Annotated in this window: 20 protein-coding genes; 3 read left to right on the plus strand and 17 right to left on the minus strand. The window is 70.4% G+C overall.

The window, feature by feature from the left end; genetic code table 11:
- Positions 1-27: 27 nt before the first annotated feature.
- Genes OG943_RS21755 through iolC form a run of 13 tightly spaced genes read right to left on the minus strand, consistent with a single transcriptional unit; the run spans position 28 to position 13,678 of the window.
- Complete coding sequence (locus tag OG943_RS21755; RefSeq protein WP_328611631.1) at positions 28-1,218, minus strand: lipid-transfer protein; 1,191 nt, start codon at positions 1,216-1,218, stop codon at positions 28-30.
- A gap of 56 nt (positions 1,219-1,274) precedes the next feature.
- Entirely contained in the window at positions 1,275-1,898 is a 624-nt protein-coding gene (locus OG943_RS21760) for a TetR/AcrR family transcriptional regulator (protein WP_328611632.1), read from the minus strand.
- A gap of 9 nt (positions 1,899-1,907) precedes the next feature.
- On the minus strand, positions 1,908-2,894 hold the full coding sequence (locus OG943_RS21765; RefSeq protein WP_328611633.1) for a sugar phosphate isomerase/epimerase family protein: 987 nt from the start codon (positions 2,892-2,894) through the stop codon (positions 1,908-1,910).
- The gene (locus OG943_RS21770; RefSeq protein WP_328611634.1) at positions 2,891-3,757 is read right to left on the minus strand and encodes a sugar phosphate isomerase/epimerase family protein; all 867 of its coding nucleotides are present in this window, start codon (positions 3,755-3,757) and stop codon (positions 2,891-2,893) included. The genes OG943_RS21765 and OG943_RS21770 overlap by 4 nt, the downstream gene beginning before the upstream one ends.
- Positions 3,754-4,770 carry a Gfo/Idh/MocA family oxidoreductase gene (locus OG943_RS21775; protein ID WP_328611635.1) on the minus strand — a complete coding sequence of 339 codons (1,017 nt, stop codon included), beginning with the start codon at positions 4,768-4,770 and terminating at the stop codon, positions 3,754-3,756. The genes OG943_RS21770 and OG943_RS21775 overlap by 4 nt, the downstream gene beginning before the upstream one ends.
- Before the next feature lie 15 nt (positions 4,771-4,785).
- Positions 4,786-5,136 (minus strand): universal stress protein, encoded by a 351-nt coding sequence (locus OG943_RS21780; protein ID WP_328611636.1) that lies wholly within the window; start codon positions 5,134-5,136, stop codon positions 4,786-4,788.
- 2 nt (positions 5,137-5,138) lie between these two features.
- Complete coding sequence (locus tag OG943_RS21785) at positions 5,139-6,623, minus strand: sugar porter family MFS transporter (RefSeq protein WP_328612124.1); 1,485 nt, start codon at positions 6,621-6,623, stop codon at positions 5,139-5,141.
- A gap of 55 nt (positions 6,624-6,678) precedes the next feature.
- Positions 6,679-7,620, minus strand: coding sequence for a TIM barrel protein (locus OG943_RS21790; protein WP_328611637.1), 942 nt, complete (start codon positions 7,618-7,620; stop codon positions 6,679-6,681).
- Positions 7,621-7,633: 13 nt separating this feature from the next.
- Positions 7,634-9,130: a CoA-acylating methylmalonate-semialdehyde dehydrogenase gene (locus OG943_RS21795; RefSeq protein ID WP_328611638.1), complete on the minus strand. Its 1,497-nt coding sequence runs from the start codon at positions 9,128-9,130 to the stop codon at positions 7,634-7,636.
- 7 nt (positions 9,131-9,137) lie between these two features.
- On the minus strand, positions 9,138-11,009 hold the full coding sequence (gene iolD, locus OG943_RS21800) for a 3D-(3,5/4)-trihydroxycyclohexane-1,2-dione acylhydrolase (decyclizing) (protein ID WP_328611639.1): 1,872 nt from the start codon (positions 11,007-11,009) through the stop codon (positions 9,138-9,140).
- On the minus strand, positions 11,006-11,860 hold the full coding sequence (gene iolB, locus OG943_RS21805; protein ID WP_442874754.1) for a 5-deoxy-glucuronate isomerase: 855 nt from the start codon (positions 11,858-11,860) through the stop codon (positions 11,006-11,008). The genes iolD and iolB overlap by 4 nt, the downstream gene beginning before the upstream one ends.
- Positions 11,857-12,726: a Cgl0159 family (beta/alpha)8-fold protein gene (locus OG943_RS21810; protein ID WP_328611640.1), complete on the minus strand. Its 870-nt coding sequence runs from the start codon at positions 12,724-12,726 to the stop codon at positions 11,857-11,859. Before OG943_RS21810 ends, iolB begins: the two co-directional genes overlap by 4 nt.
- The gene (gene iolC / locus OG943_RS21815) at positions 12,719-13,678 is read right to left on the minus strand and encodes a 5-dehydro-2-deoxygluconokinase (protein WP_442874755.1); all 960 of its coding nucleotides are present in this window, start codon (positions 13,676-13,678) and stop codon (positions 12,719-12,721) included. Before iolC ends, OG943_RS21810 begins: the two co-directional genes overlap by 8 nt.
- Positions 13,679-13,885: 207 nt before the next feature.
- On the opposite strand from iolC, the gene OG943_RS21820 reads away from it, so the two are divergent.
- Positions 13,886-14,890 (plus strand): LacI family DNA-binding transcriptional regulator, encoded by a 1,005-nt coding sequence (locus OG943_RS21820; RefSeq protein WP_328611642.1) that lies wholly within the window; start codon positions 13,886-13,888, stop codon positions 14,888-14,890.
- Between the two features lie 78 nt (positions 14,891-14,968).
- Entirely contained in the window at positions 14,969-17,593 is a 2,625-nt protein-coding gene (locus OG943_RS21825) for a helix-turn-helix transcriptional regulator (RefSeq protein ID WP_328611643.1), read from the plus strand.
- 64 nt (positions 17,594-17,657) lie between these two features.
- On the opposite strand, the gene OG943_RS21830 is transcribed toward OG943_RS21825, so the two are convergent.
- Entirely contained in the window at positions 17,658-18,890 is a 1,233-nt protein-coding gene (locus OG943_RS21830; protein WP_328611644.1) for a S1 family peptidase, read from the minus strand.
- 227 nt (positions 18,891-19,117) lie between these two features.
- Between OG943_RS21830 and OG943_RS21835 the strand changes: the two genes are divergently transcribed.
- Positions 19,118-19,816, plus strand: a complete 699-nt coding sequence (locus OG943_RS21835) for a S1 family peptidase (protein ID WP_328611645.1) — start codon at positions 19,118-19,120, stop codon at positions 19,814-19,816.
- A 187-nt stretch (positions 19,817-20,003) separates the two neighbouring features.
- Here OG943_RS21835 and OG943_RS21840 read toward each other — a convergent pair whose 3' ends face one another.
- From OG943_RS21840 to OG943_RS21850, 3 genes are all read right to left on the minus strand, one after another.
- A complete protein-coding gene (locus tag OG943_RS21840; RefSeq protein WP_328611646.1) occupies positions 20,004-20,516 on the minus strand; it encodes a MarR family winged helix-turn-helix transcriptional regulator in 513 nt (170 codons plus the stop codon).
- A gap of 64 nt (positions 20,517-20,580) precedes the next feature.
- Positions 20,581-21,414: an MFS transporter gene (locus OG943_RS21845; protein ID WP_328611647.1), complete on the minus strand. Its 834-nt coding sequence runs from the start codon at positions 21,412-21,414 to the stop codon at positions 20,581-20,583.
- Positions 21,414-22,925, minus strand: coding sequence for an FAD-dependent monooxygenase (locus OG943_RS21850; protein ID WP_328611648.1), 1,512 nt, complete (start codon positions 22,923-22,925; stop codon positions 21,414-21,416). Before OG943_RS21850 ends, OG943_RS21845 begins: the two co-directional genes overlap by 1 nt.
- Positions 22,926-22,927: the final 2 nt, after the last annotated feature.

The following is a 22,927-nucleotide window of genomic DNA, read 5'->3' on the forward strand; positions in this document are numbered from 1 at the left end:
GGCGTGGTGTTTTCAGCGCGGTGTTCTTCAGCGCTCGGCGCGCTGGTAGGCGGTGACGACGGCGGCGCCGCCGAGGCCGATGTTGTGCTGCAGGGCGGCTTCGACGCCGCTCACCTGGCGCCGGTCGGCGGTGCCGCGCAGCTGCCAGGTCAGCTCGGCGCACTGCGCGAGCCCGGTCGCGCCGAGCGGGTGCCCCTTGGAGATCAGCCCGCCGGACGGGTTGACCACCCACTTGCCGCCGTAGGTGGTGTCGCCAGAGTCGACGAGCTTTCCGCCGTCACCCTCGGCGCAGAGGCCGAGTGCCTCGTAGGTGAGCAATTCGTTGGCGGAGAAGCAATCGTGCAACTCGATGACCCGGAAGTCCTCGGGTCCGAGCCCGGACTGGTCGTACACCTTGAGCGCGGCCTGCTTGCTCATGTCGTACCCGACGATGTTCTTCGCGGTTCCGTCGAAAGTGGACTGGAAGTCGGTGGTCATCGCCTGGCCGACGATCTCCACCGCCTGCCCGGCGAGCCCGTGCCGCTCGACGAAGTCCGCGCTGGCCAGGATCGCCGCGCCGGACCCGTCCGACGTCGGTGAGCACTGGAGCTTGGTCAGCGGGTCGTAGATCATCCGCGAGCCGAGGATGTCGTCGAGCGTGTAGGCGTCCTGGAACTGCGCGTACGGGTTGTTCACCGAGTGCCGGTGGTTCTTCTCGCCGATCTTCGCGAACTGCTCGGCCGTGGTGCCGTACGCCTTCATGTGTTCACGCCCGGCGGCGCCGAACATCCACGGCGCGGGCGGGAACAGCACCTCGGAGATCTCCGCGAGCGCCTGCATGTGGTTGCCCATGGGCTGCTCACGGTCGTCGAAGGTCGAGCCGAGCGAGCCGGGTTTCATCTTCTCGAAGCCCAGCGCCAGCGCGCAGTCGGCTTGCCCGCTCTTGACCGCCTGCGCGGCGAGGTACAGCGCGGTCGAGCCGGTGGAGCAGTTGTTGTTGACGTTGACGACCGGGATGCCGGTCAGGCCCAGCTCGTAGACGACACGCTGACCGGAGGTTGACTCGCCGTAGACGTACCCGACGTAGGCCTGCTCCACCTGGTCGTACGCGATCCCGGCGTCGGCCAGCGCGTTGCTGCCGGACTCCTTCGCCATCTGCGGGTAGTCCCAGCCCTCACGGCGGCCGGGCTTCTCGAACTTCGTCATCCCGACACCGACGACGTACACCCTCTTCGTCACCGCGGCACTCCCTTGGGTAGGCGTTGGCAACAAAGATACAGGCCTGAATGTATTTATCAAGCCTTCTCGAGTGGCGCAGCGGCGCGCGGCAGCTCGACGGCCAGCACCCGCAGATGCGCCTTGGCCCGCGCCCAGCGCTGCTCCAGCTTGTCGTCCGGCATCGCCACTTCGCTGATCAAGATGCCCCGGATGACGTCCATCGCGGTGTAGAGCCAGTGGCGGAATTCGGGCGAGGCGGCCAGGTCGGCGAACCGGGAGTTCATGAACTCCGTCAGCGCCCCGGTCACCAGCGGCTCGACCTGCCCGAGCTGCGCCCGCAGGTCCGGATCCGAACGGGCCGCGGTCCACAGCTCGACGGTGGCCACGAACAACCGGCCCTGGTGGATCTTCCAGAGCAGGTCGAGGCCCGTGCCGACCGGGTCGGCCGAACCGCGGAGCCGCTCCAGCTCCGCGAACGCCGCGTTGGTGCGTTCGGTGGCCAGGTGCCGGATGGCGGCGGTGACCAGGTCGGCCTTCGTCCCGAAGTGGTGTACCTGCGCGCCTCGGGTGACGCCGGCGCGCTCGGCGACGCGCGGCGTCGTCGTGCCCGTGTAGCCGTAGTCGACCAGGCAGTCGACCGTCGCGTCGAGCAGCCTCCTGCGCATGTCGGCGCTGCGTTGCTCCTGCGTGCGGCTGGGCATGAACGCAGGCTACCGAGGTATGCCGGCCGACCGGAGGTTACGAGCGGCGACTTCCAGGCCTTCGAGCGTGCCGAGTTCGAGGTCCTCGTGCTCGATGTTGACCGCCATCCCCGGGTCGATCCGGCGCAGCGCCCGCAGGAACCGGGTCCAGAAGACCTGGTCGTGCCCCCGGCCGACCGCGACGAAGTCCCAGCTGGACCCGGCGGGCCAGGCGTTGAGCGTGTAGCGCCCGCCGAGTGACACCGGATCCCGTTCGACGCGGGTGAAGCGGTCGTCGAGCACGCCGTTGACCCGGGCGCGGTCGTTGATCCGGGTGTCCTTCGCCGCGGCGTGGAAAACCAGCTCGCCGAGGTCCTCGACGGCGGCGACCGGGTCGATGCCCTGCCAGAACAGGTGACTCGGGTCCAGCTCCGCGCCGATCGCCCGCGCCCCGGTGAGCTCGACCAGCCGCCGCAGGGTCGCCGGGTTGAACACGAGGTTGTGCGGATGCATTTCCAGGCACACCTTCACGCCGTGGGCGACGGCGAGGGCGTCGATCTCGCGCCAGAACGGCACCGCGACCTCGTTCCACTGGTACTCCAGCGAGTCGAGGTAGGCGCTGTCCCACGGCACCACGTTCCACACCGGGACCGTGCCCCCGGGTTCGGCCGCGGGCAGTCCCGACATCGCCACGACCCGGGTGACGCCGAGCAGCCCGGCGACTTCGATCGCGCGGCGGAGGTCGGCGGTGTCGGGGCCGCCGACCGACAAATCGGGGTGCAGTACGTTGCCGTTGACGTTCAGCCCGGTCAGCTCCACTCCGGCCCGGACGAACTCCGCGAGGTACTCCCCGGGCGGCAGCCGGCCGTCGAGCAGCTCGTCCACCGGCAGGTGCGGGGAGGGCAGGAAACCGCCCGCGTTGACCTCCGCGCCGGCCAGCCCGAGCGAGGCGATCACGTCGAGCGCCTCGCCCAGCGGGCGGTCGTGCAGGATCGCGGTGTAGACGCCGAGTTTCACCGGACGAGTTCCTTGGTCACCCGGTCGAGCATGAACCGGCTGGACTCCACGGCCCGTTCCTCCCAGGCGAACACGCACACCGTGGCGACGCCGTCGAACTTCAGGTCGCGCAGCGTGGTGAAGAAGGTGTCCCAGTCGACCTCGCCCTGGCCGATGTCGAGGTGCTGGTGGATCCTCGCGGGCGTGCCCGGCGGGTTCATGATGTACCGCAGGCCCGAGGAACCCTTGTGGTTGAACGAGTCCGCGATGTGCAGGTGCGCGAGCTTGCGCCCGGCGTACCGCAGCATCGACTCGATGTCCGCGCCCGGGTCGGCGCCGGAGAGGTGGAACGTGTGCGGCGCGCAGTACAGGTAGTTCACCCACGGTTTGTTGATCGCCCGGACCAGGTCCACGGCCGGGTCGTTGACCTCGCAGAAGTCGTCCGGGTGGGCTTCGAGGTTGAGGGCGATGCCTTCGCGCTCGAACACCGGCAGCAGTTCCTCCAACGAGCGCCAGAACGCGGCTTCGCTCTCGGCCGCGCGTTCCGGCCTGCCGTTGAACTCGGAGTTCATCAGCTCGCAGCCCAGCTCCGCGGTGACCTCGATCATCCGCTTCCAGTAGCGGACCGCGGCCTGGCGTTCGGCCTCGTCCGGGCTGGACCACTTGTACAGCGGCAGCACGCTGGACAGCTGGACCTCGTTGTCCCGCAACGCTTTCTTCAGCTCGGCGACCCGCTCGTCGTCGGCCCGCGGGTGCTGGAAGAACGGCATGAACTCGTCGCGGGGCGAGAGCTCGATGTACTCGTAGCCGATCTCCGCCACCACGGCGACCATCTCCGGCACCGGCAGCTTCCGCAGCATGTAGGGGTCGAGGGCGATCTTCATCGGGCACCTCCGGCGTAGAAGGCGGGACGGTCCTTCATCGCGACCGGGATGATCCGGCCGCTGTTCAAGGCCTCGACGGTGACGTCGCAGATCACCGTGGCCGCGTAACCGTCCCAGGCGGACGGTCCGGTGGGCTCGCCGACGGCGATCGCGTCGACCCACTCCTGGAACTCGACGTCGAACGCGGACACGAACCGCTCGCGCCAGTCCTGCGGCACCGCGCTGCGGGTCGCCCCGCCGGCGCGGACCAGCGCGCGAGCCGGCTCGGGCAGCCGGACCAGGCCGTCCTCCCCCACGGTCTCGCACTGGATGTCGTAGCCGTACTGGCAGTTGACGAACACCTCAAGGTCGATGCGCACGCCCCCGGCGGTCTCGAACAGCATGATCTGCGGGTCCTGCAGGTGCTCGAACCGCTTGCCCGTCCGGCGCGGGCTGAGCACCTGCACCGAGACGATCTCGTCGTCCAGCAGCCAGCGCAGCACGTCGATCTCGTGCACCGCGGTGTCCTGCGCGGCCATGGCCGAGTGGTACGACTCGGGCACGGACGCGTTGCGGTGCGCGCAGTGCACCATCAGCGGCGTCCCGATCTCGCCCGCGTCGATGACCTTCTTCAGTTCCCGGTAGCCGGTGTCGTAGCGGCGCATGAAGCCGACCTGCACGAGCCTGCGCCCGTAGGCCATCTCGGCTTCGACGATGCGCAGGCAGTCGTCGGCCTCGGTGGCCAGCGGCTTCTCGCAGAACACCGGTTTGCCCGCGGCGATCGCCGCCAGCACGTGCTCGGCGTGCGTCGGGCCCCACGAGGTCACCAGCACCGCGTCCACATCGGACTGTCCGATCAGGTCGGCACCGGAGGTGGCGACACGCGCGCCCACCGGCCCGGCGACCTCGGCCGCCCTGGCGGCGTCGAGGTCCGTCACCGCGACCACCTCGGCCCCGGTGACCACGTCGGTCAGCCGGCGGATGTGGTCCTGGCCGATCATCCCGGCGCCGATCACTCCCACACGTACGGTCACGGGAGGCACTCCTCTCTAGTTCTCGGCCGTCTTGACGGCCAGTACGGGAACGCCGGCCTGCAGCAGCAGGCGCTGGGCGAGGCTGCCCAGCACGAGCTTGCCCACGGGCGAACGTCGTTTCATGCCGATGACCAGCAGCTCGACCTCGCCCTCGCGCTCGTCGAGCAGCTGCAGCACGTGCTCGGCGACGTCGATGTTCGGCTTGCGCTCGATCACCTCGACGTCGAGCCCGGCCGGGATCCGGAGCGGTCCCAGCCGCAGGTTGGCCACGATCAGCCCAGTACCGCGTAACGCGGCCTCCGCGACGGCCCGGTCGAGGGCGACCGCTCCTTCGCCGGAATCGGTCACGGCCACGAGGATCGCCATGGCTACTTTCCTTCCGGCGCGGCAGCGGCCAGCTCGGGGTGGGTGAACCTGGTGTGCAGTTCGGTTTCGAGGGCTTCGAGCGAACGGCCGCGGGTCTCCGGGACGTACTTCGCCACGAAGCTGATCGCCAGCACGCCGAGCACCACGAAGATGAAGAAGGTGTTCGAGATGTGCAGCGCGTCGACCAGGATCGGGAACGTCAGGCCGACCGCGAAGTTGGTCAGCCACAGCACCAGCCCGGCGATGCCCATGCCGAACCCGCGCAGCTTGAGCGGGAAGATCTCCGACAGCATCAGCCAGGTCACCGGCGAGATCGCGCCCTGCTGGAAGGCCAGGAACGTGACGGTCAGCGCGAGCACGACGTAGGCGCGGCCCTCCCCCGCCGGCAGCGCCAGCGAGAACACGCCGATCAGCAGCAACGCGCTGGTCGTGCCGACCTGCCCGACCATCAGCATCGGCCGCCGGTTCACCCGGCCCAGCAGGTAGATCCCGACGAACGTGGCCAGCACCGAGATCACCCCGTTGGCGATGTTCGCGGTCAGCGCGGAGTCGGCGGAGAACCCCGCGTCGGTGAGGATCTGCGTGCCGTAGTACATGATCGAGTTGACGCCGGTGATCTGCTGCACGATCGCGATCCCGATGCCCACCAGCACGAGCCGCCGGATCCACGGCGTCGCGAGGTCGCGCAGGCCGCCGGTCTGCGCTTTTTTGTCCTCCATCGCGAGCCGCCGGACCTCGGCGAGCTCGGCCTCGGCCCGCTGGGCGGAGCGGACCTGCTTGAGTACCGACAGCGCTTCGGGGAACCGGCCCTTCGACGCCAGCCAGCGGGGGCTCTCCGGCATGGTCAGCATGCCGAACCAGAGCACCACCGCGGGCACGGTGGCGATGACCAGCATCCACCGCCAGACGCCGCCGTCCTCCCCGAAGGCGTTGCCGATGATCGCGTTGAAGGTGAACGCGAGCAGCTGGCCGGTGACGATCATCAGCTCGTTCTGGGTGACCAGCCGCCCGCGCCGTTCGGTCGGCGAGACCTCGGCGAGGTAGGTCGGCACGGTGACCGACGCGCCGCCGACGGCCAGCCCCAGCAGGAAACGGGCGGCGACCATCACGGCCGTGGTCGGCGCCAGCGTGCAGCCGAGGGTGCCGAGGAAGAAGATCACGGCGAGCATCAGGATGTTCTTGCGGCGGCCCCGCCGGTCGGACAGGCGCCCGCCGACGACCGCGCCCAGCGCCGCGCCGAGCAGCAGGGAACTGGTGACCAGGCCCTCGGTGAACGGCGTGAGCCCCAGGTCGGTCTTCATGTACGGCAGCGCGCCGTTGATCACTCCGGTGTCGTAACCGAAGAGCAGCCCGCCGAAGGTGGCGATGATGGTGACCATCCGCAGCCTGCGCGAATGCGGGCCTTTGCTGTCGAGTGGAACCGCCGGCGGCTTCGTTGCCTGGACGTCTGTCATGGTTGTGCTCCCGGTGCAGGAGTGGTGCGCCAGTCCCCACTGACGCGGATCGTCGTCTTTCCCCGTGGATCCAGTGGCGTCTTCGGTGTCAGAGGGCGGGCCGGCGGCTGCCCGAGAGGCCGCACCCCGACAGGTATTCGCGGGTCCGCACCGCGATCGGCAGCGGGACGTCCGGCGCGCACGGGTACAGGTCCTGCTCGACGATGACGAACAGTTCGGCGTCCAGTGTGGACAGTTCCTCGACGATCGACGCGGGGTCGGGCACCCCGGCGGGCGGTTCGACGCACACGCCGCGTTTCACGGCTTCGCCGAACGACAGCCCCTCCGCACTGACCTGCTTCAGCACGTCCGGGTCCATCTGTTTGATGTGGACGTAGCCGACGCGTTCGCCGAACCGGCGGATCAGATCGAGGTTGTCACCACCGCCGTAGGCCACGTGCCCGGTGTCGAGGCACAGGTTGGCGTAGCGGGAGTCGGTCTCGTTGAGGAACCGCTCGATCTCGGGCTGGGTCTGGATGTGGCTGTCCGCGTGCGGGTGCAGGCACAGCCGGACGTCGTAGTCCTCCAGCAGGATCTTCCCCAGCTCGTTGGCGCGGCCGCCGAAGGAGTTCCACTGTTCGGCGGTCAGCTCGGGGCCTTCGGTGAAGTCGCCGGTCTTCTCGTCGCGGTACATCGGCGGGATGAACACCAGGTGGTGCGCTCCCGCCGCCGCGGTCAGCGCGGCGACCTCGCGGGTCGCGGCGAGCATCTCGTCCCACTCCTGCGGCCGGTGCAGCGCGCCGAAAGTGGTGCCGCCGGAGACCTTCAGGCCGCGGGCGGCGACCTCCTCGGCGAGCCGCTTCGGGTCGGTGGGCAGGTAGCCGTAGGGGCCGAGTTCGAGCCAGCTGTACCCGGCGGCCACGAGCTCGTCCAGGAACCGGGTGAACGGAACCTGGTGCGCGTCCTCGGGAAACCAGATGCCCCAGGAGTCCGGGGCGGTGCCGAGGCAGAGGTTCCCGGCTACGGTGCGGGGTTCGGACGTCGTTGTCACTGGTGAATCCTCTCTAGTGCGAGGTAGGGAAAGTGAACGCGGCTTCGACCGACTGCGCGACCTGGGGCCAGCGCGTGGTCACGACCTTGGGCCGGGTGTAGAACCGGACGCCCTCGGGCCCGTGGATCGGGCTGTCCCCGATCAGGGAGTCCTTCCAGCCGCCGAAGGAGTAGTACGACATCGGGACCGGGATCGGCACGTTGACGCCGATCATCCCGACCGTGACCTCGCGCTGGAACCGGCGTGCGGCTTCACCACTGGCGGTGAACAGCGCGGTGCCGTTGCCGTAGGGGTTGTCGTTGATCAGCGCGATGGCCTCGTCGATCGACTCCGCCCGCACGATCGCGAGGACCGGGCCGAAGATCTCCTCGCGATAGACGTCCATCGCCGGGCGCACGTTGTCCACAAGGGACGGTCCGGTGAAGAAGCCTCCCTCGTGGCCCTCGACGGTCAGCCCGCGCCCGTCGACGACAACCGTGGCGCCCTGCTCGGCCGCGCTCACGACAGCGTTCTCGACGCGCTGTTTCGCGGCGCCGGTGACCACCGGGCCCATCTCGCTCGACGGGTCGTCGCCGGGGCCGACCTTGACCTCGCGGGCCTTGCGGGCCAGCGCGGCGACCAGCGCGTCCGCGGCGTCGCCGACCGCGACGGCCACCGAGATCGCCATGCACCGCTGCCCCGCCGAGCCGAACGCGGCGGCGGTGAGGTGGTTGACGGCGTACTCCAGGTCGGCGTCGGGCAGCACCACCGCGTGGTTCTTCGCCCCGCCGAGGGCCTGGACGCGCTTGCCGGTCGCGGTGGCCCGCTCGTGGACGTACTTCGCGATCGGGGTGGAGCCCACAAAGGACACCGCGGCGATGTCCGGGTGCTCCAGGATCGCGTCGACCGCCACCTTGTCGCCGTGCACGACGTTGAACACACCGTCCGGAAGCCCGGCTTCGGCGTACAGCTCGGCGACCAGGTTCGACGCCGACGGGTCGCGCTCGCTGGGCTTGAGCACGAAGGTGTTGCCGGTGGCGATGGCCACCGGGTGCATCCACAGCGGCACCATGATCGGGAAGTTGAACGGGGTGATCCCCGCGCACACGCCCAGCGGCTGCCGGAAGCTGAACACGTCCACGTCGCGCGAGACCTGGTCGGAGTAGCCGCCCTTGAGCGCGTCCGCGATGCCGCAGGCGTACTCGACGACCTCGCGGCCGCGGACGATCTCACCGCGCGCGTCGTCGACCACCTTGCCGTGCTCGGCCGAGATCAGCTTCGCGAGTTCGGTCTCGTGCTTCACCAGCAGCTCGCGGAAGGCGAACATCACCCGCGAGCGCCGGCTGAGCGAGGCGCTGCCCCACTCCTCGAACGCCTTGCCCGCGGCGGCGACCGCGGTGTCCACATCGGACGTCTCGGCGAGCAGGACCTTCGCCCGTTGCGCACCGGTCGCGGGGTTCCAGACCGGGGCTGTCCTGGTCGAGCCCGCCGTGGTGGCGGCCCCGTTGATCCAGTGTTCGATGGTCTTCACGGTTCTCCTAGAGATAGTGCCGCTGACCGCGCTTGGCGGCCGCGTAGTCTTCGCGGGCCCGGCGGGTGCTGTCCAGTTCGGACACTTCGCTCACCGGGACGTCCCACCAGCCGGATCCCGGCGGGTTGGGGCCGTACAGATCGGTCTCCACGTGCACCACAGTGGTCCGCGTCGAGGCCTTGGCCTTCTCGACGGCGCTGCGGAACCCGTCCACGGTGGACGCGGTGAGCACGTCGGCGCCGAGGCTGGCCGCGTTGGCCGCCAGGTCGACCGGCAGCACCCCGCCGTCGAGCCGGCCTTCCGAGCCGCGATAGCGGTACTGGGTGCCGAAGCGTTGCGAGCCCAGGGATTCCGACAGGGAGCCGATCGAAGCGAACCCGTGGTTCTGCACGAGCACCACGATCACCTTGAGCCGCTCCGAGATCATCGTGACGATCTCCTGGGCCATCATCAGGTACGAGCCGTCGCCGACCAGCACGAACACTTCACGGTCCGGCGCGGCCAGCTTGGTGCCGAGCCCGGCCGCGACCTCGTAGCCCATGCAGGAGTAGGCGTATTCGACGTTGTACGCCTTGGGATCCCGGGCGCGCCAGAGCATCTGGAGGTCGCCGGGCATCGATCCGGCCGCGTTGATCACCACGTCCCGGTCGTCGACCAAGTCGTTCAGGGCGCCCAGGATCTCCGTCTGCGCGGGCAGCCGGCCGGTGCTCTGTTCTCCGGCGAAACAGGCGTCGGTGGTCCGCTTCCAGTCCTCGGCGAGCAGCCACGTACGCGTCCGGTAGGCCTCGTCGACCTGCCAGCCGCCGAGTTTTCCGGACAGGGCCTCGAGGCCGGCCCTGGCGTCGGCGATCAACGGGACCGCCGAGTGCTTGACCGCGTCCAGCCGGGCGACGTTCAGGTTCACGAACGCGACGTCCGGGTTGCCGAAGACGGTGTGGCTGGCGGTGGTGAAGTCGCTGTACCGGGTGCCGATGCCGAGCACGACGTCCGCCTCGGCGGCCAGCGCGTTCGCCGCCGCCGTGCCGGTCGAGCCGAGACCGCCGACGGCGCACGGGTGATCCCACTGGACCGCGCCCTTGCCCGCGTGGGTGTCCGCGACCGGGATGCCGGTCGCCTCGGCGAACGCCCGCAGCTGCTCGGTCGCCTGCGAGTACACCGCTCCCCCGCCCGCGACGATCAGCGGCTTGCGCGCGGTCCGCAGCAAGGCGACGGCCCGGTCCAGTGCCGCGGGCTCGGGCACCGGACGGCCAATGGACCAGACGCGGCGGCGGAAGAACTCCTCGGGCCAGTCGTAGGCCTCGGCCTGCACGTCCTGCGGCAGGCACAGCGTCACCGCGCCGGTCTCCGCCGGGTCGGTGAGCACGCGCATCGCGGCGAGCGCGGCCGGGACCAGCTGTTCCGGGCGGGTGACCCGGTCGAAGTACTTCGACACCGGGCGGAAGGCGTCGTTGACCGTCACGTCCCCGCCGCGGGTGTCCTCCAGCTGCTGCAGCACCGGGTCGGGGCCGCGGGTGGCGAACATGTCGCTCGGCAGGAGCAGCACCGGGAGCCGGTTGGTGGTGGCCAGCGCGGCGCCGGTGATCATGTTGGTCGAACCGGGCCCGGTGGACGCCGTGCAGGCGAAAGCCGCCAGCCGGTCGCGGGTCTTGGCGTAGGCGGCCGCCGCGTGGACCATGCCCTGCTCGTTGCGCGCCAGGTAGTACGGCAGGTCCGCTTCACCGGTCTCGGCCGCTTGGAGCAGGGCCTGGCCGACGCCGGCGACGTTGCCGTGCCCGAAGATGCCGAAACAGCCCGGGATGAGCCGCTGCTCGACGCCGTCCCGCTCGCTGTACTGATTCGCCAGGAAACGCACGAGGGCCTGGGCGGTGGTGAGCCTCATCGCGGTCCCCCGAACGGCAGCCGCGCGTCGGCGGCCTGGCCTTCCCAGCTCTGCCGGACCCAGCCGTGGGCCGGGTCGTCGCAGATGAGCCAGGCACGGTCCGTGCCTGGCCCGGCCATCACGTTGAGGTAGTACAGGTCGTAACCCGGCGCGGCCATGGACGGCCCGTGCCAGCCGTGCGGGATGAGCACCACGTCGCCGGAGCGGACCTCGGCGAGCACGTCGATCGGCCGGTCGTCCGTGCCGTAGACCCGTTGGTAGCCCATGCCGTCCTGGGCGACCTCGAAGTAGTAGATCTCTTCGAGCTCGCTTTCGCCGTCGCGGGCCTCGTCGTGCTTGTGCGGCGGATATGACGACCAGTTGCCGCCAGGCGTCAGTACCTCACAGACCAGCAGCTGGTCGGCGTCGAAGGTTTGCGGCAGGCAGTAGTTGTTGACCTGGCGGCTGCAGTTCCCCGCGCCGCGCAGCTCAGTGGGCACGTTCCCGACCGGCCCGTACCGTGCGGGCAGCCTTTCTTCGCAACGCGCCGACGGCAGGGCGAACCGGCCACCGCCGTCGCTGGTGATGGTCGCTTCGGCGTCTCGTGGCAGGTAGGCGAAGTCGGTCGGCCCGGCGAAGACCCCGGTGCGGCCGGTCAGCTCGAAGGACTCGCCGTCGCAGGTGACGCGGCAGCCGCCGGACAGGGGCAGGACCAGGTGCTCGGCGCCGCCGGTGACGATCTTCACCGAGCCGCCGGAAGGCAGTTCCACCACCCGCAGCCCGGAATAGCCCCAGCCCGCCGACTCGGGTGTCACGACCGTCGCGAAAGGACCATCCATAGTGGACCCGTTGACCAGATGAAGCTTGCTCACAGCAGGCTCACCGCCCGGTCGACCGCGCCGGCGACGCCGCCGTTGGCCGGGTACAGCAGCGAACGGCCGACCACCAGGCCTTGCACGGTCGGCAACGCGAGCGCCCGCTGCCAAGCAGTGAAGGCGGCGTCGGCGTCCTTGACCTCACCACCGAGCAGCAGCACCGGCAGCGTCGACGAGGCCAGCACGCGCTCCATGTCGTCCACCACCGGCAGTTTGAGCCAGGTGCGCGCGGTGCGCCGGCCCAGGCCCGACGCGATGGTGATCGACTTGATCACCGCGTCCGGGGTCAGGTCGTTGCGGACCCGGCCGTCGGCCCAATGCGACAGGAACGGCTCGACCATGGCGATCAGCTCACGGTCGTTCAGCTCGTCCACCGCCCGCGCGGAATTCTCCAGCACCGACGCGGTAGCCGGGTCGTCGAGCGCGATGCGCGTGAGCATCTTGCCCCCGTCGAACCCCATGGCGGCGATGGCCTCGGCGTCGTAGCCGGTGAAGCGGTCGTCGATCTCGAAGGACGACCCCGCGAGGCCGCCGCGGTTCATCGAGCCGAACACGCTCTTGCCGTCCAGCACGCCGAGCAGCAGCAGGTCTTCGAGGATGTCCGCGGTGCCGAGCACCCCGGTCACGCCGGGCCGCTCCAGCGCGACGCACAGCCGGTCCAGCAGCTCACCACGGTCGGCCATCGCCGACGGGTCGCCCCCGACGGCGTTCGCGCCCCGCGCCGGGTGGTCGGCGGCGATGACCATCGCCCGGCCGTTGTCACCCAGCACGGACTTCGCCTTGACGCGGCGCGCGGCGGCTTCGGCGATCGCGCCCGGATCCTGGATCCGCGTCGTGACGATCCGGCTGACTGTTTCAGACACTGGTGACCTCTTCGAGCTTCTCGAGAACCTGGGCTTCGGTGGGCATGGCGTCGGAGCACGCGAGCTCCCCCGCGACGTGCGCGCCCGCCGCGTTGGCGAACTCGACGGTCCGCCGGGTGCTCCACCGGGACAGCAGGCCGTGGCAGAGCGCGCCGCCGAAGGCGTCACCGGCGCCGAGACCGTTGACGACCGTGACCGGCACGGGCGGCACCTCGACGGCGCCGTCGTCGTCCACGGCCAGCACCCCGCGCGGACCCTGCTTGACCACGGCGAGGGAAATGCCCTTTTCCCGCAACGCTTTCGCGGCTTCATACGGGTCGCGGACACCGACGGCGGTCTCGCACTCGTCGAGATTGCCGGCGGTCACGGTGACGAGGTCGAGGGCCCGGCCGACCCATTCACGGGCCTGCTCGCGGGAGTCCCAGAACATCGGCCGGTAGTCCAGGTCCAGGACGGTGATGCCGCGTTTCGCCCGGGCTTCGAGCGCGGCCAGGGTCGCCGAACGGCTCGGCTCCGCGCACAGACCGGTGCCGGTCACCCAGAAGATGTCCGCGTCGCGCACGGCGTCGAGGTCCAGCTCGTCGACGCGGATGTCCAGGTCCGGGGCCTTCGGCGCGCGGTAGAAGTACAGCGGGAACTCGTCCGGCGGGAAGATCTCGCAGAACGTCACCGGGGTGGGCAGCCCGGGCGACTCGCCCACGAACCGGTCGTCGACGCCGTAGCCCGTCAGCGCCCGGCGGACGAATCGGCCGAACGGGTCGGCGCCCACCTTCGTCACGACGGCCGACCGGCGTCCGTAGCGGGCCGCCGCCACGGCGACGTTGGTCGGGCTGCCGCCGAGGAACTTGCCGAATGAGGTGACCTCCTCCAGCCCGACGCCGATCTGCTCGGGGTAGATGTCCACCCCGGTCCGGCCCATGGTCAGCACCTCGAACGGTCGTTCGGGTTCCACGTGCACACCTCCGCTTCGTCGCGGTACCGCTCCGACTTCTGACTGTCGCGCTCTACTAGCGCGCTCTAGTTGCCGGAACTATGCTGGCCTTCACCGGCTGGTGTCAAGAGCCTGGAACAATCCGGGGCGAAGCCCGGCACACCCTGAGGGAAGCGAGCGCAGGTAGTGCGAGAACCAGATCCGAACGGCAGGGCACCGCGCCCGACCATGGCGGATGTCGCCGCGAAGGTAGGCGTTTCCCGCGCGCTGGTGTCCCTCATTTTCCGCGACCAGCCGGGCGCCAGCAAGGAAACCCGCGACCGCGTCTTCGCCGCCGCCGAGGAGCTGGGCTACCACCCGGACAACGCCGCCCGCCTGCTCGCCCGGGGCCGCAGCCGCACCCTGGGCGTGGTGCTGACCGTGCACCAGCCGTTCCAGGCCGATCTCGTCGAAGGCATCTACCCCGAGGCCGAGCGCCTCGGCTACGACGTCCTGCTGTCGGCGAGCGCGCCCGGCCGCGATGAGGCGAAGTCGGTCGAGGCCCTGCTCAGCCACCGCTGCGAGGCGCTGATCCTGCTGGGCCCGACGTCCGACTACCGGTATCTCGACGAGCTCGGGCACCGGACGGTGGTCGCCGTCATCGGGCGCCGGCTGCCCGGCGCGCGGGTGGACAGCGTGCACACCGCCGACACCAAGGGCGTCCGCCAGGCGATCGACTACCTCGTCGAGCTGGGCCATCGCGAGATCGTGCACATCGACGGCGGCAAGGACCCCGGCTCAGCCGACCGGCGGCGGGCGTACCGCGCGGCGATGCGGCGGCACAAGCTGGCCGACCGGGTCATTCCCGGCGCGCACAACGAAGACGCGGGAATGGCGGCCGGGCGGCTCCTGCTCGAGGAGAAGCAACTGCCGACAGCGGTCTTCGCGAGCAACGACCGCTGCGCGATCGGGCTCATGCACACCCTCGGCCGCGCCGGGCTGGACACGCCGAAGGACCTGTCCGTGGTCGGCTACGACGACAGCCACCTGTCGCACTTCTCCCACATCGACCTCACCACCGTCCGCCAGGACGCCGACAGCCTCGCCGAACACGCGGTCCGCGCGGCCATCACCCGGCTCGACGACAGCACCGTCGCCCCGGGCGAGATGGTGCTCGACCCCAAACTCGTCGTGCGCGGTACCACCGGGCCGCCGGGGGAACGCCCGACGAAGGTGGGGAAAAACTTGTCATAACGCCACAATTCTCGTGTCATAGTCACCATGACTGTCCCGCACTCACCGCTGAGACCGGCCGACAGCCGTGCGCTGGTCATGCCCGTCTTGGTCCAGCGCAGTGGGCTGCTGGAGGCGGTGGCCGACGGGCTTCGCGCCGGGGGCCAGGTCGTTCTGCACGGCCCCGCCGGCATCGGCAAGTCCACCGTGCTCGACGCTGTCGCGGCTGCGGCCAGGGAGCGTGGCGACGTCGTGGTGCGCCTGTACCCAGAGCCGGCTGACCGGGAGTTGCCGTTTTCGGCCGTCGCGGATCTCTTCGCCGCCTTGCCCGAGACCGAGCTGCCGGCTGGGCAGGCGGCCGCGGTTGCCACCGTGCTCCGCCGCACCTCGGCCGACGGCCAAGGGGTGGATCCGCTGGCCGTCCGGTTCGCGTTGACCACGCTGCTCGCTGCCGCGGGCTCGGTGCTGCTCACCATCGATGACGCCCGATACCTGGATCCGGACAGCGCGGGCACGCTGCGTTATGCGCTGCGCAAGGTGCCCAAGGTCGGGGTGCTTGTGGTCGGCCCCGCGACCGGCCTCGGCGGCTTCGACCAGGTCGACGTGACGGTGCCGCCGATGGACGGCGACGAAATCGCCGAACTGCTGGCCGCCGAAGGTGTCCCCTACCGGCTCGCCTGGACTATCCACCGGCTCAGCGGCGGGTTCCCCACCTTGGCCAAGGAGCTGGGACGGTCGGAGGACGGTGCCGCGACCGAGCTCGCCAGGGCGTGGATAACCCAGGTGTCTCCCCAGGTCAGGGCCACATTGCTAGTCGCGGCGCTGGCCAGTGCGCCGACCTTGCGGCTGCTGCGGCGCGCGTGCGGGCCGACGGGGGAAACCGACGTAAAGGCCGCCACCGCGGCCGGGCTGCTCACCCTGGACGGCGGTGAGCCACGGTTCACCGCCGAGATCCTGCCCGCCACACTCGTCGCCGACAGTGACTGGGCGCAGCGCGCCGCGGCCCATGCCGCCTTGGCCGAGACCGTCGAGGAGCGCAAACAGGCCGTCTACCACCGGGCGATGACCGTTGACGAGCCGGATCTGACGATGGCTGCCGAGCTGGAAGAGGCGGCGGAGGACGCCGTCCGCCTCGGTGACTGGTCCACCGCGGCGGAGTTCGGTTGGCTCGCCGCGGAGCGGACGCCGGCGTCACAGCCCCAGGTGCGGCTGGAACGGCTGGTCGCGGCGGCCACCCGGGCCGGTCGGGCGGGGCGTCTGGACCTCGCTCGCCGCGCGGCCGATCAGGCGTTGGCGAACGACGATTCCGCCGACACCGGGGTCCGGGTGCGGCTGGCTGTTGTCGACGCCTCGGGCCAGGCTCTCGACGAATGCGGTGAACTGCTGGCCGAGGCCGAGGTGATGGCCGGTGAGGACGCGGCGTTGCTGGCAAGTGTGCTGGTGCGGCAGGCGATCAGGGCCAACCTGGCCGACGGGGACCCGGTGCGCGCGCGGGCCGCCGCCGCCAGAGCCGCCGTGCTTGCCGCTCGCGGGGCCGACGCCAGTACGGAGGTCATGGCGCTGACCATGCAGGCGAGGATGGAACGGGTGCTGGGAGATCCGGCCGCGCGGCAGACCTTGGACCTGGCGCTGAACGTACCGGGTCAGCCCGAACCGGTGGACCTGGACAACTCGCCGCGCTTCCTCGCCGCTCGGCACGCGTTTTTCGACGATCGGCTCGATGTGGCGCGCTCGCTGTTGCTGCCGCTGCTGCCCGCGGCCCGGCAGGCGGGGGCGACCGAGTACGTGGAGATCTGCCGCAGCCTGGCCGAGGTCGAGGCCAGGGCGGGCCGGTGCGCGGACGCCCTGGAGTACGCGCGGCGTGCCGTCGCCACGACGAGCCGGCTCGGTCTGTCGCCGGGCCCGAGCTGGTACACCGCCGCCGTCGCGGAGACCGCGGGCGGCACCTTCGCGCGGGCCGCCGAGTATGCGCGGCACGGCGTCGAGGCGTCCCATCAGGAGCGGGACCGGGTGTTCCAGTCCCGGAATCTGCACGCGCTCGGGCTGATCGAATTGGTGACCGGTGAGCCGGCCCGCGCGGTGGAGATTCTGCGGCAGGTCAGCCAGGCGGAAGCCAGCCAGCAGGTCGCCGACCCCGCGTTGCTGCGCTGGCACGGGGACTTCGCCGAGGCACTGGCCGCGACCGGCGCGGTGGCCGAGGCCCGTGCGTTGATCGACGAGGTGCGTCGCCAAGCCGAGTTCCTCAGTCAGCAGGGGGTACTGGCTGTTCTCGATCGTTCTTTGGCCACTTGTCTTGCGGCAGAAGGAGATACAACCGGCGCACTGACACTGCTGTCCACTGTGGAGGATCGATTCGACCGGCTTCCCCTGGAACGGGGGCGGACCTTGATGGCGATCGCCAAGGTGGAGCGCCGGAAACGACGCTGGGCCGCGGCACGAACCGCGCTGGAGGCCGCGGCGGAGGTATTCGCCGAAGCCCACGCCCGGCCCTGGCGCGAGCTGGCCGTCGCGGCGATCGGCCCCGCCCCCGGCGTCGGCGGCTCGGAACTGACCGCGGCCGAACAACGGCTGTGCGACCTGGTCGCCCAGGGCGCGAGCAACCAGGAGGCCGCGGACCGGAGCTTCCTGAGCGTCAAGACGGTCGAGGCGACGCTCACCAGGATCTACCGCAAACTGGGCGTCTCGTCTCGAACGCAGCTGAGCAATCTGCGCCACGCACAGTAAACGCGGGCGACCCCGTGGTCCCGCCGCTCGGTGTGGAGCAGCGGGACCACGGGTCAAGCACGGGTCAGAATCGCCGATCCGCGAATCCGTCCGGCGAGGTCGCCGTCGCTCCGCCGGTTTCCAGGGTCAGATCCCACTTCTCGAGCGCTTTCCCGACCGGCTGGAAGATCGAGTCCTGATCCGATCCGCCGCAGCTCGACGAGCCACCGGAGTGGATGCCCACCGCTTGGGTGTCGGCCACCCACGCGCCGCCGGAATCGCCGGCCTGGGAGCAGGCGGAGGTGATGGTCAAGCCGTTGATCACCAGGCCGCCGCCGTAATCGATGGACTGGTCGACGTCGGTGACCGTGCCGCACTGCCAGTGCGAAGTGTTCCCGGAGTGACAGACCGACTGGCCCTTGACCGCCTCGGCGGAACCGCTCACCGTCACGTCGCCGTTGCCCCAGCCGTTGACCGTCGAACTCAGGTCCCACCCGGACTGGTCGACGTCGATCAGGCCGAAATCCCCCTCCGCGGCGTTGACGCTGTGGTCGCCCCCGGCGTTGGAGGTGCCGATCCGGTTCTGCTGGCCGCTGGCCCCGTAGGCGGGCTGATCGGCGTCGTTCGTGCAGTGACCGGCGGACAGGAAGTGTTTCCCACCACCGGAATCGGTCACCGGGAACGCGACCGAGCAGTTGCTTTCAGCGCCCGGCCACCAGGGGTTGCCGCCCTCGACGGTCCCGCTCTGCTGGACCGGTGAGGACGACTTCTCGACGACCTTGACCAGGTCGCCCAAGGTCCGGGCCTTGGAGAGGAACGCGTCCGTGGCGGGGGTTTTGACCAGCTTGTTCACGGTGATGACCACGGTGTTGTCCGTCGCGTCGATGCCCCAGCCGGTGAGCCCGGGATAACCCTTTCCGGCCAGTTTCGACAGGGTCCCGGCGATCCGGTCCAGCTCCGCCTTGCTGTGCCGCACGAGTTTGGGCACTGCGCCCAGCGCGGTGACTTCGGCGGCGGCGGCCTGATCGGTCACCGCGACGGCGAGCGAGCCGGCGCCCGCGTCGAACCAGTAGCCGGCCTGGGCGGCTCCGAGCCGCTGGCGGACCTGCGTGGCCACGGTGACCGCGGTGGCCTCCTGGCCCAGCCGGGTCCGGGCCTGGGCGGCGGTCAGGCCGAGGTCGCGTTGCATCGCGGCGAGCATCCCGGGCGGGGTGTTGTCGCGCGCCGTGCTGGCGGCCGCCGTGGGAATCGCGCCGGCGGCGGCCAGCACCGTGGCCAGGGTGCCGAACGCGGCCAGGCAGTTACGAGACAGTCTCATGCCGGTGTCCTTCCGATGGGGTGACACCAGCGTGTGCCGGACGCGTCGGCCGAAGAATCGGGGAATCCCCTTGTCATCGCCGGCTTGGCTTCATTGCACGGGTAACGATCGGCAGGCGAGGGTTTTCCCCGATGCTCGAGGGTGGTGGCCGTTCCTATTCTCGGGCTCAGTGCCGACCGGCGCTGTCCCCCCTTTATGCCGCTCAGGCTGTTGATTGAGAGAATTCGATGCGCAAACTTCTGCCGGCCGCACTGGGCACGTGTGCGGCCCTGTTCGCCCTGGCCGCACCGGCGTCCGCGGCCCAGCCGGCCATCATCGGTGGCGGCGACGCGACCGAAACGTACTCGTTCATGGTTTCCTTGGACAATGGCTGCGGCGGCAGCCTGGTTTCGCCGCAATGGATCGTGACGGCTCATCACTGTGGCGACGCGTCACAGGGACGGATCGGTTCGGTGGACCAGAATTCGGGCGGCGAGGTCGGCCGGATCGACAACGTCGTGACCAAGCCGGGCACCGATCTCACCATGATGCACCTGACCCGCCCGGCGCAGGCGGCGCCGGTCCCGATGGCACAGTCCAACCCCGGCGAAGGCACCACGGCCCGGCTGATCGGCTGGGGCTGCACCACGTGGCCCGGATGCGGCACGCCGTCCACCCTGCAGCAGATCGACCTGACCGTCCTGGCGAGCAGCGCGTGCGCCGAGGGCGGCGGAGCCGCGGGCGACGTCTGCGTTTCCGGCGACCAGGCGCATTCCGCGTGCCACGGCGATTCCGGCGGCCCGGCCGTCGTCGGATCCACGGGCAACTGGACGCTGGTCGGCGAGACCCACGGCCCCGGTGACAACCAGGGCGAATGCGCGACCAGCACCCTCTACACCGGGATCGCCCAGCACTTGGCGTGGATCAACCAGCAGATCGGCGGCTGAACCGGCAGGGCCGCACCGAGTTCCGGGCCTACGCGTCTTCCAAGCTCTGCAACCTGCTCACCGCTGGTCCGCGGGAAACTGAAATGGCCCGATCCGTCCCGGCTGGCCCAGAGCGACGACGCGATGACCAGCCTGTGGCAGGCGAGTGCCTCGCTCGTGGGTATGAACCCTGCGCCCGGCTGACGGATCAGCCAGGGCCTTCCAAAGCGAGCAGCACAGTACGGAGATCGTCGTTGAGCCGGCGCTGCGCCGAGGAGTCCAGAGAGGACAGCAACGCCTGCTCGGTCTCGCTCTTGACGCCGAAGACCTCCAGCGCCCGCTTCTCCCCCGACGGGGTCAGCGTGACCAGGACCGAGCGGCGGTCCTCCGGGTCGAAGTCCCGGACGACCCAGCCGTTGCGCTCCAGCTTGCTGACCCGGTTGGTGACCGCGCCCGAGGTGAGTTGCAGTTGCGCCATGAGCGCTCCCGCGCTGAGCCGGTGTTCGGGTTCGGTGCGGATGAGGCATGCGAGGAGCTCCAGCTCCCACAGCTCGATGCCGTGCGGCGCGAGTTCGCGTTTGATCTCGGTTTCCAGCCGGTGGGCCAGCCGGCGCACCCGGTAAGCGAGTGCCTTGGCCTGGGTGACGTCCGGATCGTTCCGGCCCGCGATGACCTCGATCATCCCGTCCACATAGTCCTGTTGTCCCGGGCTCGCCGCCATCGTCCCATCCTAACCGTGAACGCCGGGAATCTTGGCGTTCACCACTGCTCGGCGCCGGCTTCGATTACCCGGCACCGAGCCTGGCCGGTGCGGGACTGGCGCTGATCGGGCTCGTTCTCGCGTGGGTGCCGAGCCGCTGGAGCGTGTTGATGCGCAGCTGCACCGGGGGGATGACCAGCCCCGAGGCCAGGCCGACCGGCCCGACGCCGGCCAGGGAAGTGAGCGTGGGGGTGATGTACGAGTAAGTGGCGAACACCCCCGCGAAGCCGAAGGTCCCGACGGCGAGGGTGAGCAGCACGGCCGGCCGGGTGAAGGCCCGCAGCTCCGGGCGCACCCGGACCGGCGGGTGGCCGCGGTCGGCCGGCACCAGCACCACGATGCCCAGGACGGCGAGCAGGCCGAGCACACCGATCAGCGCGAGCGCGAGCCGCCAGCTGACCGCGTTGCCGAGCGCGGTGGCCGCGGGGACCCCGATGATGTTCGCGACGGTGAGGCCGGTGAACATCATCGAAATCGCCCGCGCCTCGCGTCCTTTGCCGACCAGCCCGGTCGCGACCACCGAGCCGACGCCGAAGAACGCGCCGTGCGGCAGGGCGGTCAGCACCCGGGCGGCCATGAGCCAGCCGTAGCCGGGGGCGGCGGCCGCGGCGAAATTGCCGACCGTGAAGATCACCATCATGGCCAGCAGCAAGCGTTTGCGGCTGAACCGGCCCGACACCGCCGTCAGCAGGGGCGCACCGATCACGACGCCGAGCGCGTACCCGGTGATCAGGTAACCGGCCTGCGAAATCGACACGTGCATTCCGTCGGCGACCGCGGGCAGCACGCCCATCATGGCGAACTCGGTCGCGCCGATGCCGAAAGCGCCGAGGGCCAGCGCGAACAGAGCGGCCGGCATCACCACGCCCCGGCGGGAACCGGGTGGTCAGGGCTGGTCCACGCGGTGATCACGTCGGAGAGCCCGGCGGCTGAAGGCGCGGCGTGCGCGATGTACCCGTCCGGTCGGATCAACGCCGCGCGCACGTCGTGCCACGCTGCGCGCCGGGGTCCGGTGGGAAGCGGCGCGGCGCGGACCTCGACGTGCGCGGCAGTGAGCCCCGCGAGCGAGCCATCCGCGGTGAAGTCGAGGAGCAGGAACCGATCCGGGCGTAACGCACGCAGGAGTGTGCCCTGCGCCAACGCCAGATCCGGCGCGCGCGTACCGATCAGCGGATGGGCGCCGTTCGGCCGCGGGTAACTCACCGCCAGTCCGGAAAGGACACCGGCCAGCTGCCGGCTGACCTCGCCGCCCTGGGCGATGAAGCCGCTGAAAAGGTCGCGCAGGGCCGCCCCGGCCGGGCTGAAGGTGTGCATCAGGGCGTCCTGCGCCTGGGTGCCTGCGACGAGCTGCGCCGCGACCGGGCGCCGCTCGGCGTCGTACCCGGCCTCCCCGTCGGTCACGTGTTTCGGCGCCCAGCCCCGCACCTCGGCGGCCAGTTTCCAGGCGAGGTTGGTGGCGTCCTGCAGCCCCACGTTGAGGCCCTGGCCACCGGCAGGCAGGTGCACGTGCGCCGCGTCGCCGGCGAGCAGGACGCGGCCGGCGCGGTACGTCGCCGCGTGCCGGCCGGCGTTGCTCGACCTGGACAGCCAGGACGGGCTGTGCGCGCCGAAGTCCCGGCCGCAGATGGCGGTGAGCGTCTCGCGCAGTTCCGCGAGGGTGAGCGGTTCGGCTTGCCGGCGCCGAACCTCCACTGAGGACAGTCCGACGTCGGCGGCCTTGACGCCGAAGACGCGCGTCGTGGTTTCCGTCAGCGGGAACACACTGGTGTGACCGGCCTGCTGCCAGTAGTGCACGGCGCGCCCGACGGGCTCCGCCAGCTGCACGTCGGCGGCGAAACCGATCTGATCCGGTGCGGTACCGGGGAAATCGATGCCGGCCGCCTTGCGCACCAGGCTGTGCGCGCCGTCCGCGCCGATCAGGAACCGCGCCGGGTGCCAAGTCTCCCCGACACGGACGCGGACCTCGTCCGCCGACTGCGCCACCTCGACCACCTCGGCGCCGTAGTGCACCGGGACGGACCTGGCGCGCAACAGGCCGGCGAGAGCCAGTTCGGTATGCCATTGCGGGATCTGCAGCACAAACGGGAACGCCGTGTCGAGGTCGCGGTAGTCGACCCGGTCCGGCAGCGTCGCGAAGTGCGTGTCCGGAACCTGCCTTCCCTCCGCCACCAGCACCTCGCTGAGCCGGCGGCCGTCGTCGCCTTCGAGCATGGTGAGCACCTCGAGCGTGCGCGGATGCATGGTCGAGCCGCGGGACTGCCGGCTGGGCCCGGTGTTGCGCTCGTACACCTCCACGCGAACGCCGGCCGCGTCCAGCAGCGCGGCGGCCATCAACCCGACAGGACCGCCGCCGACCACGATGACGTCCATCG

This window comes from Amycolatopsis sp. NBC_00345, assembly GCF_036116635.1.
Classification (GTDB): Bacteria; Actinomycetota; Actinomycetes; order Mycobacteriales; family Pseudonocardiaceae; genus Amycolatopsis.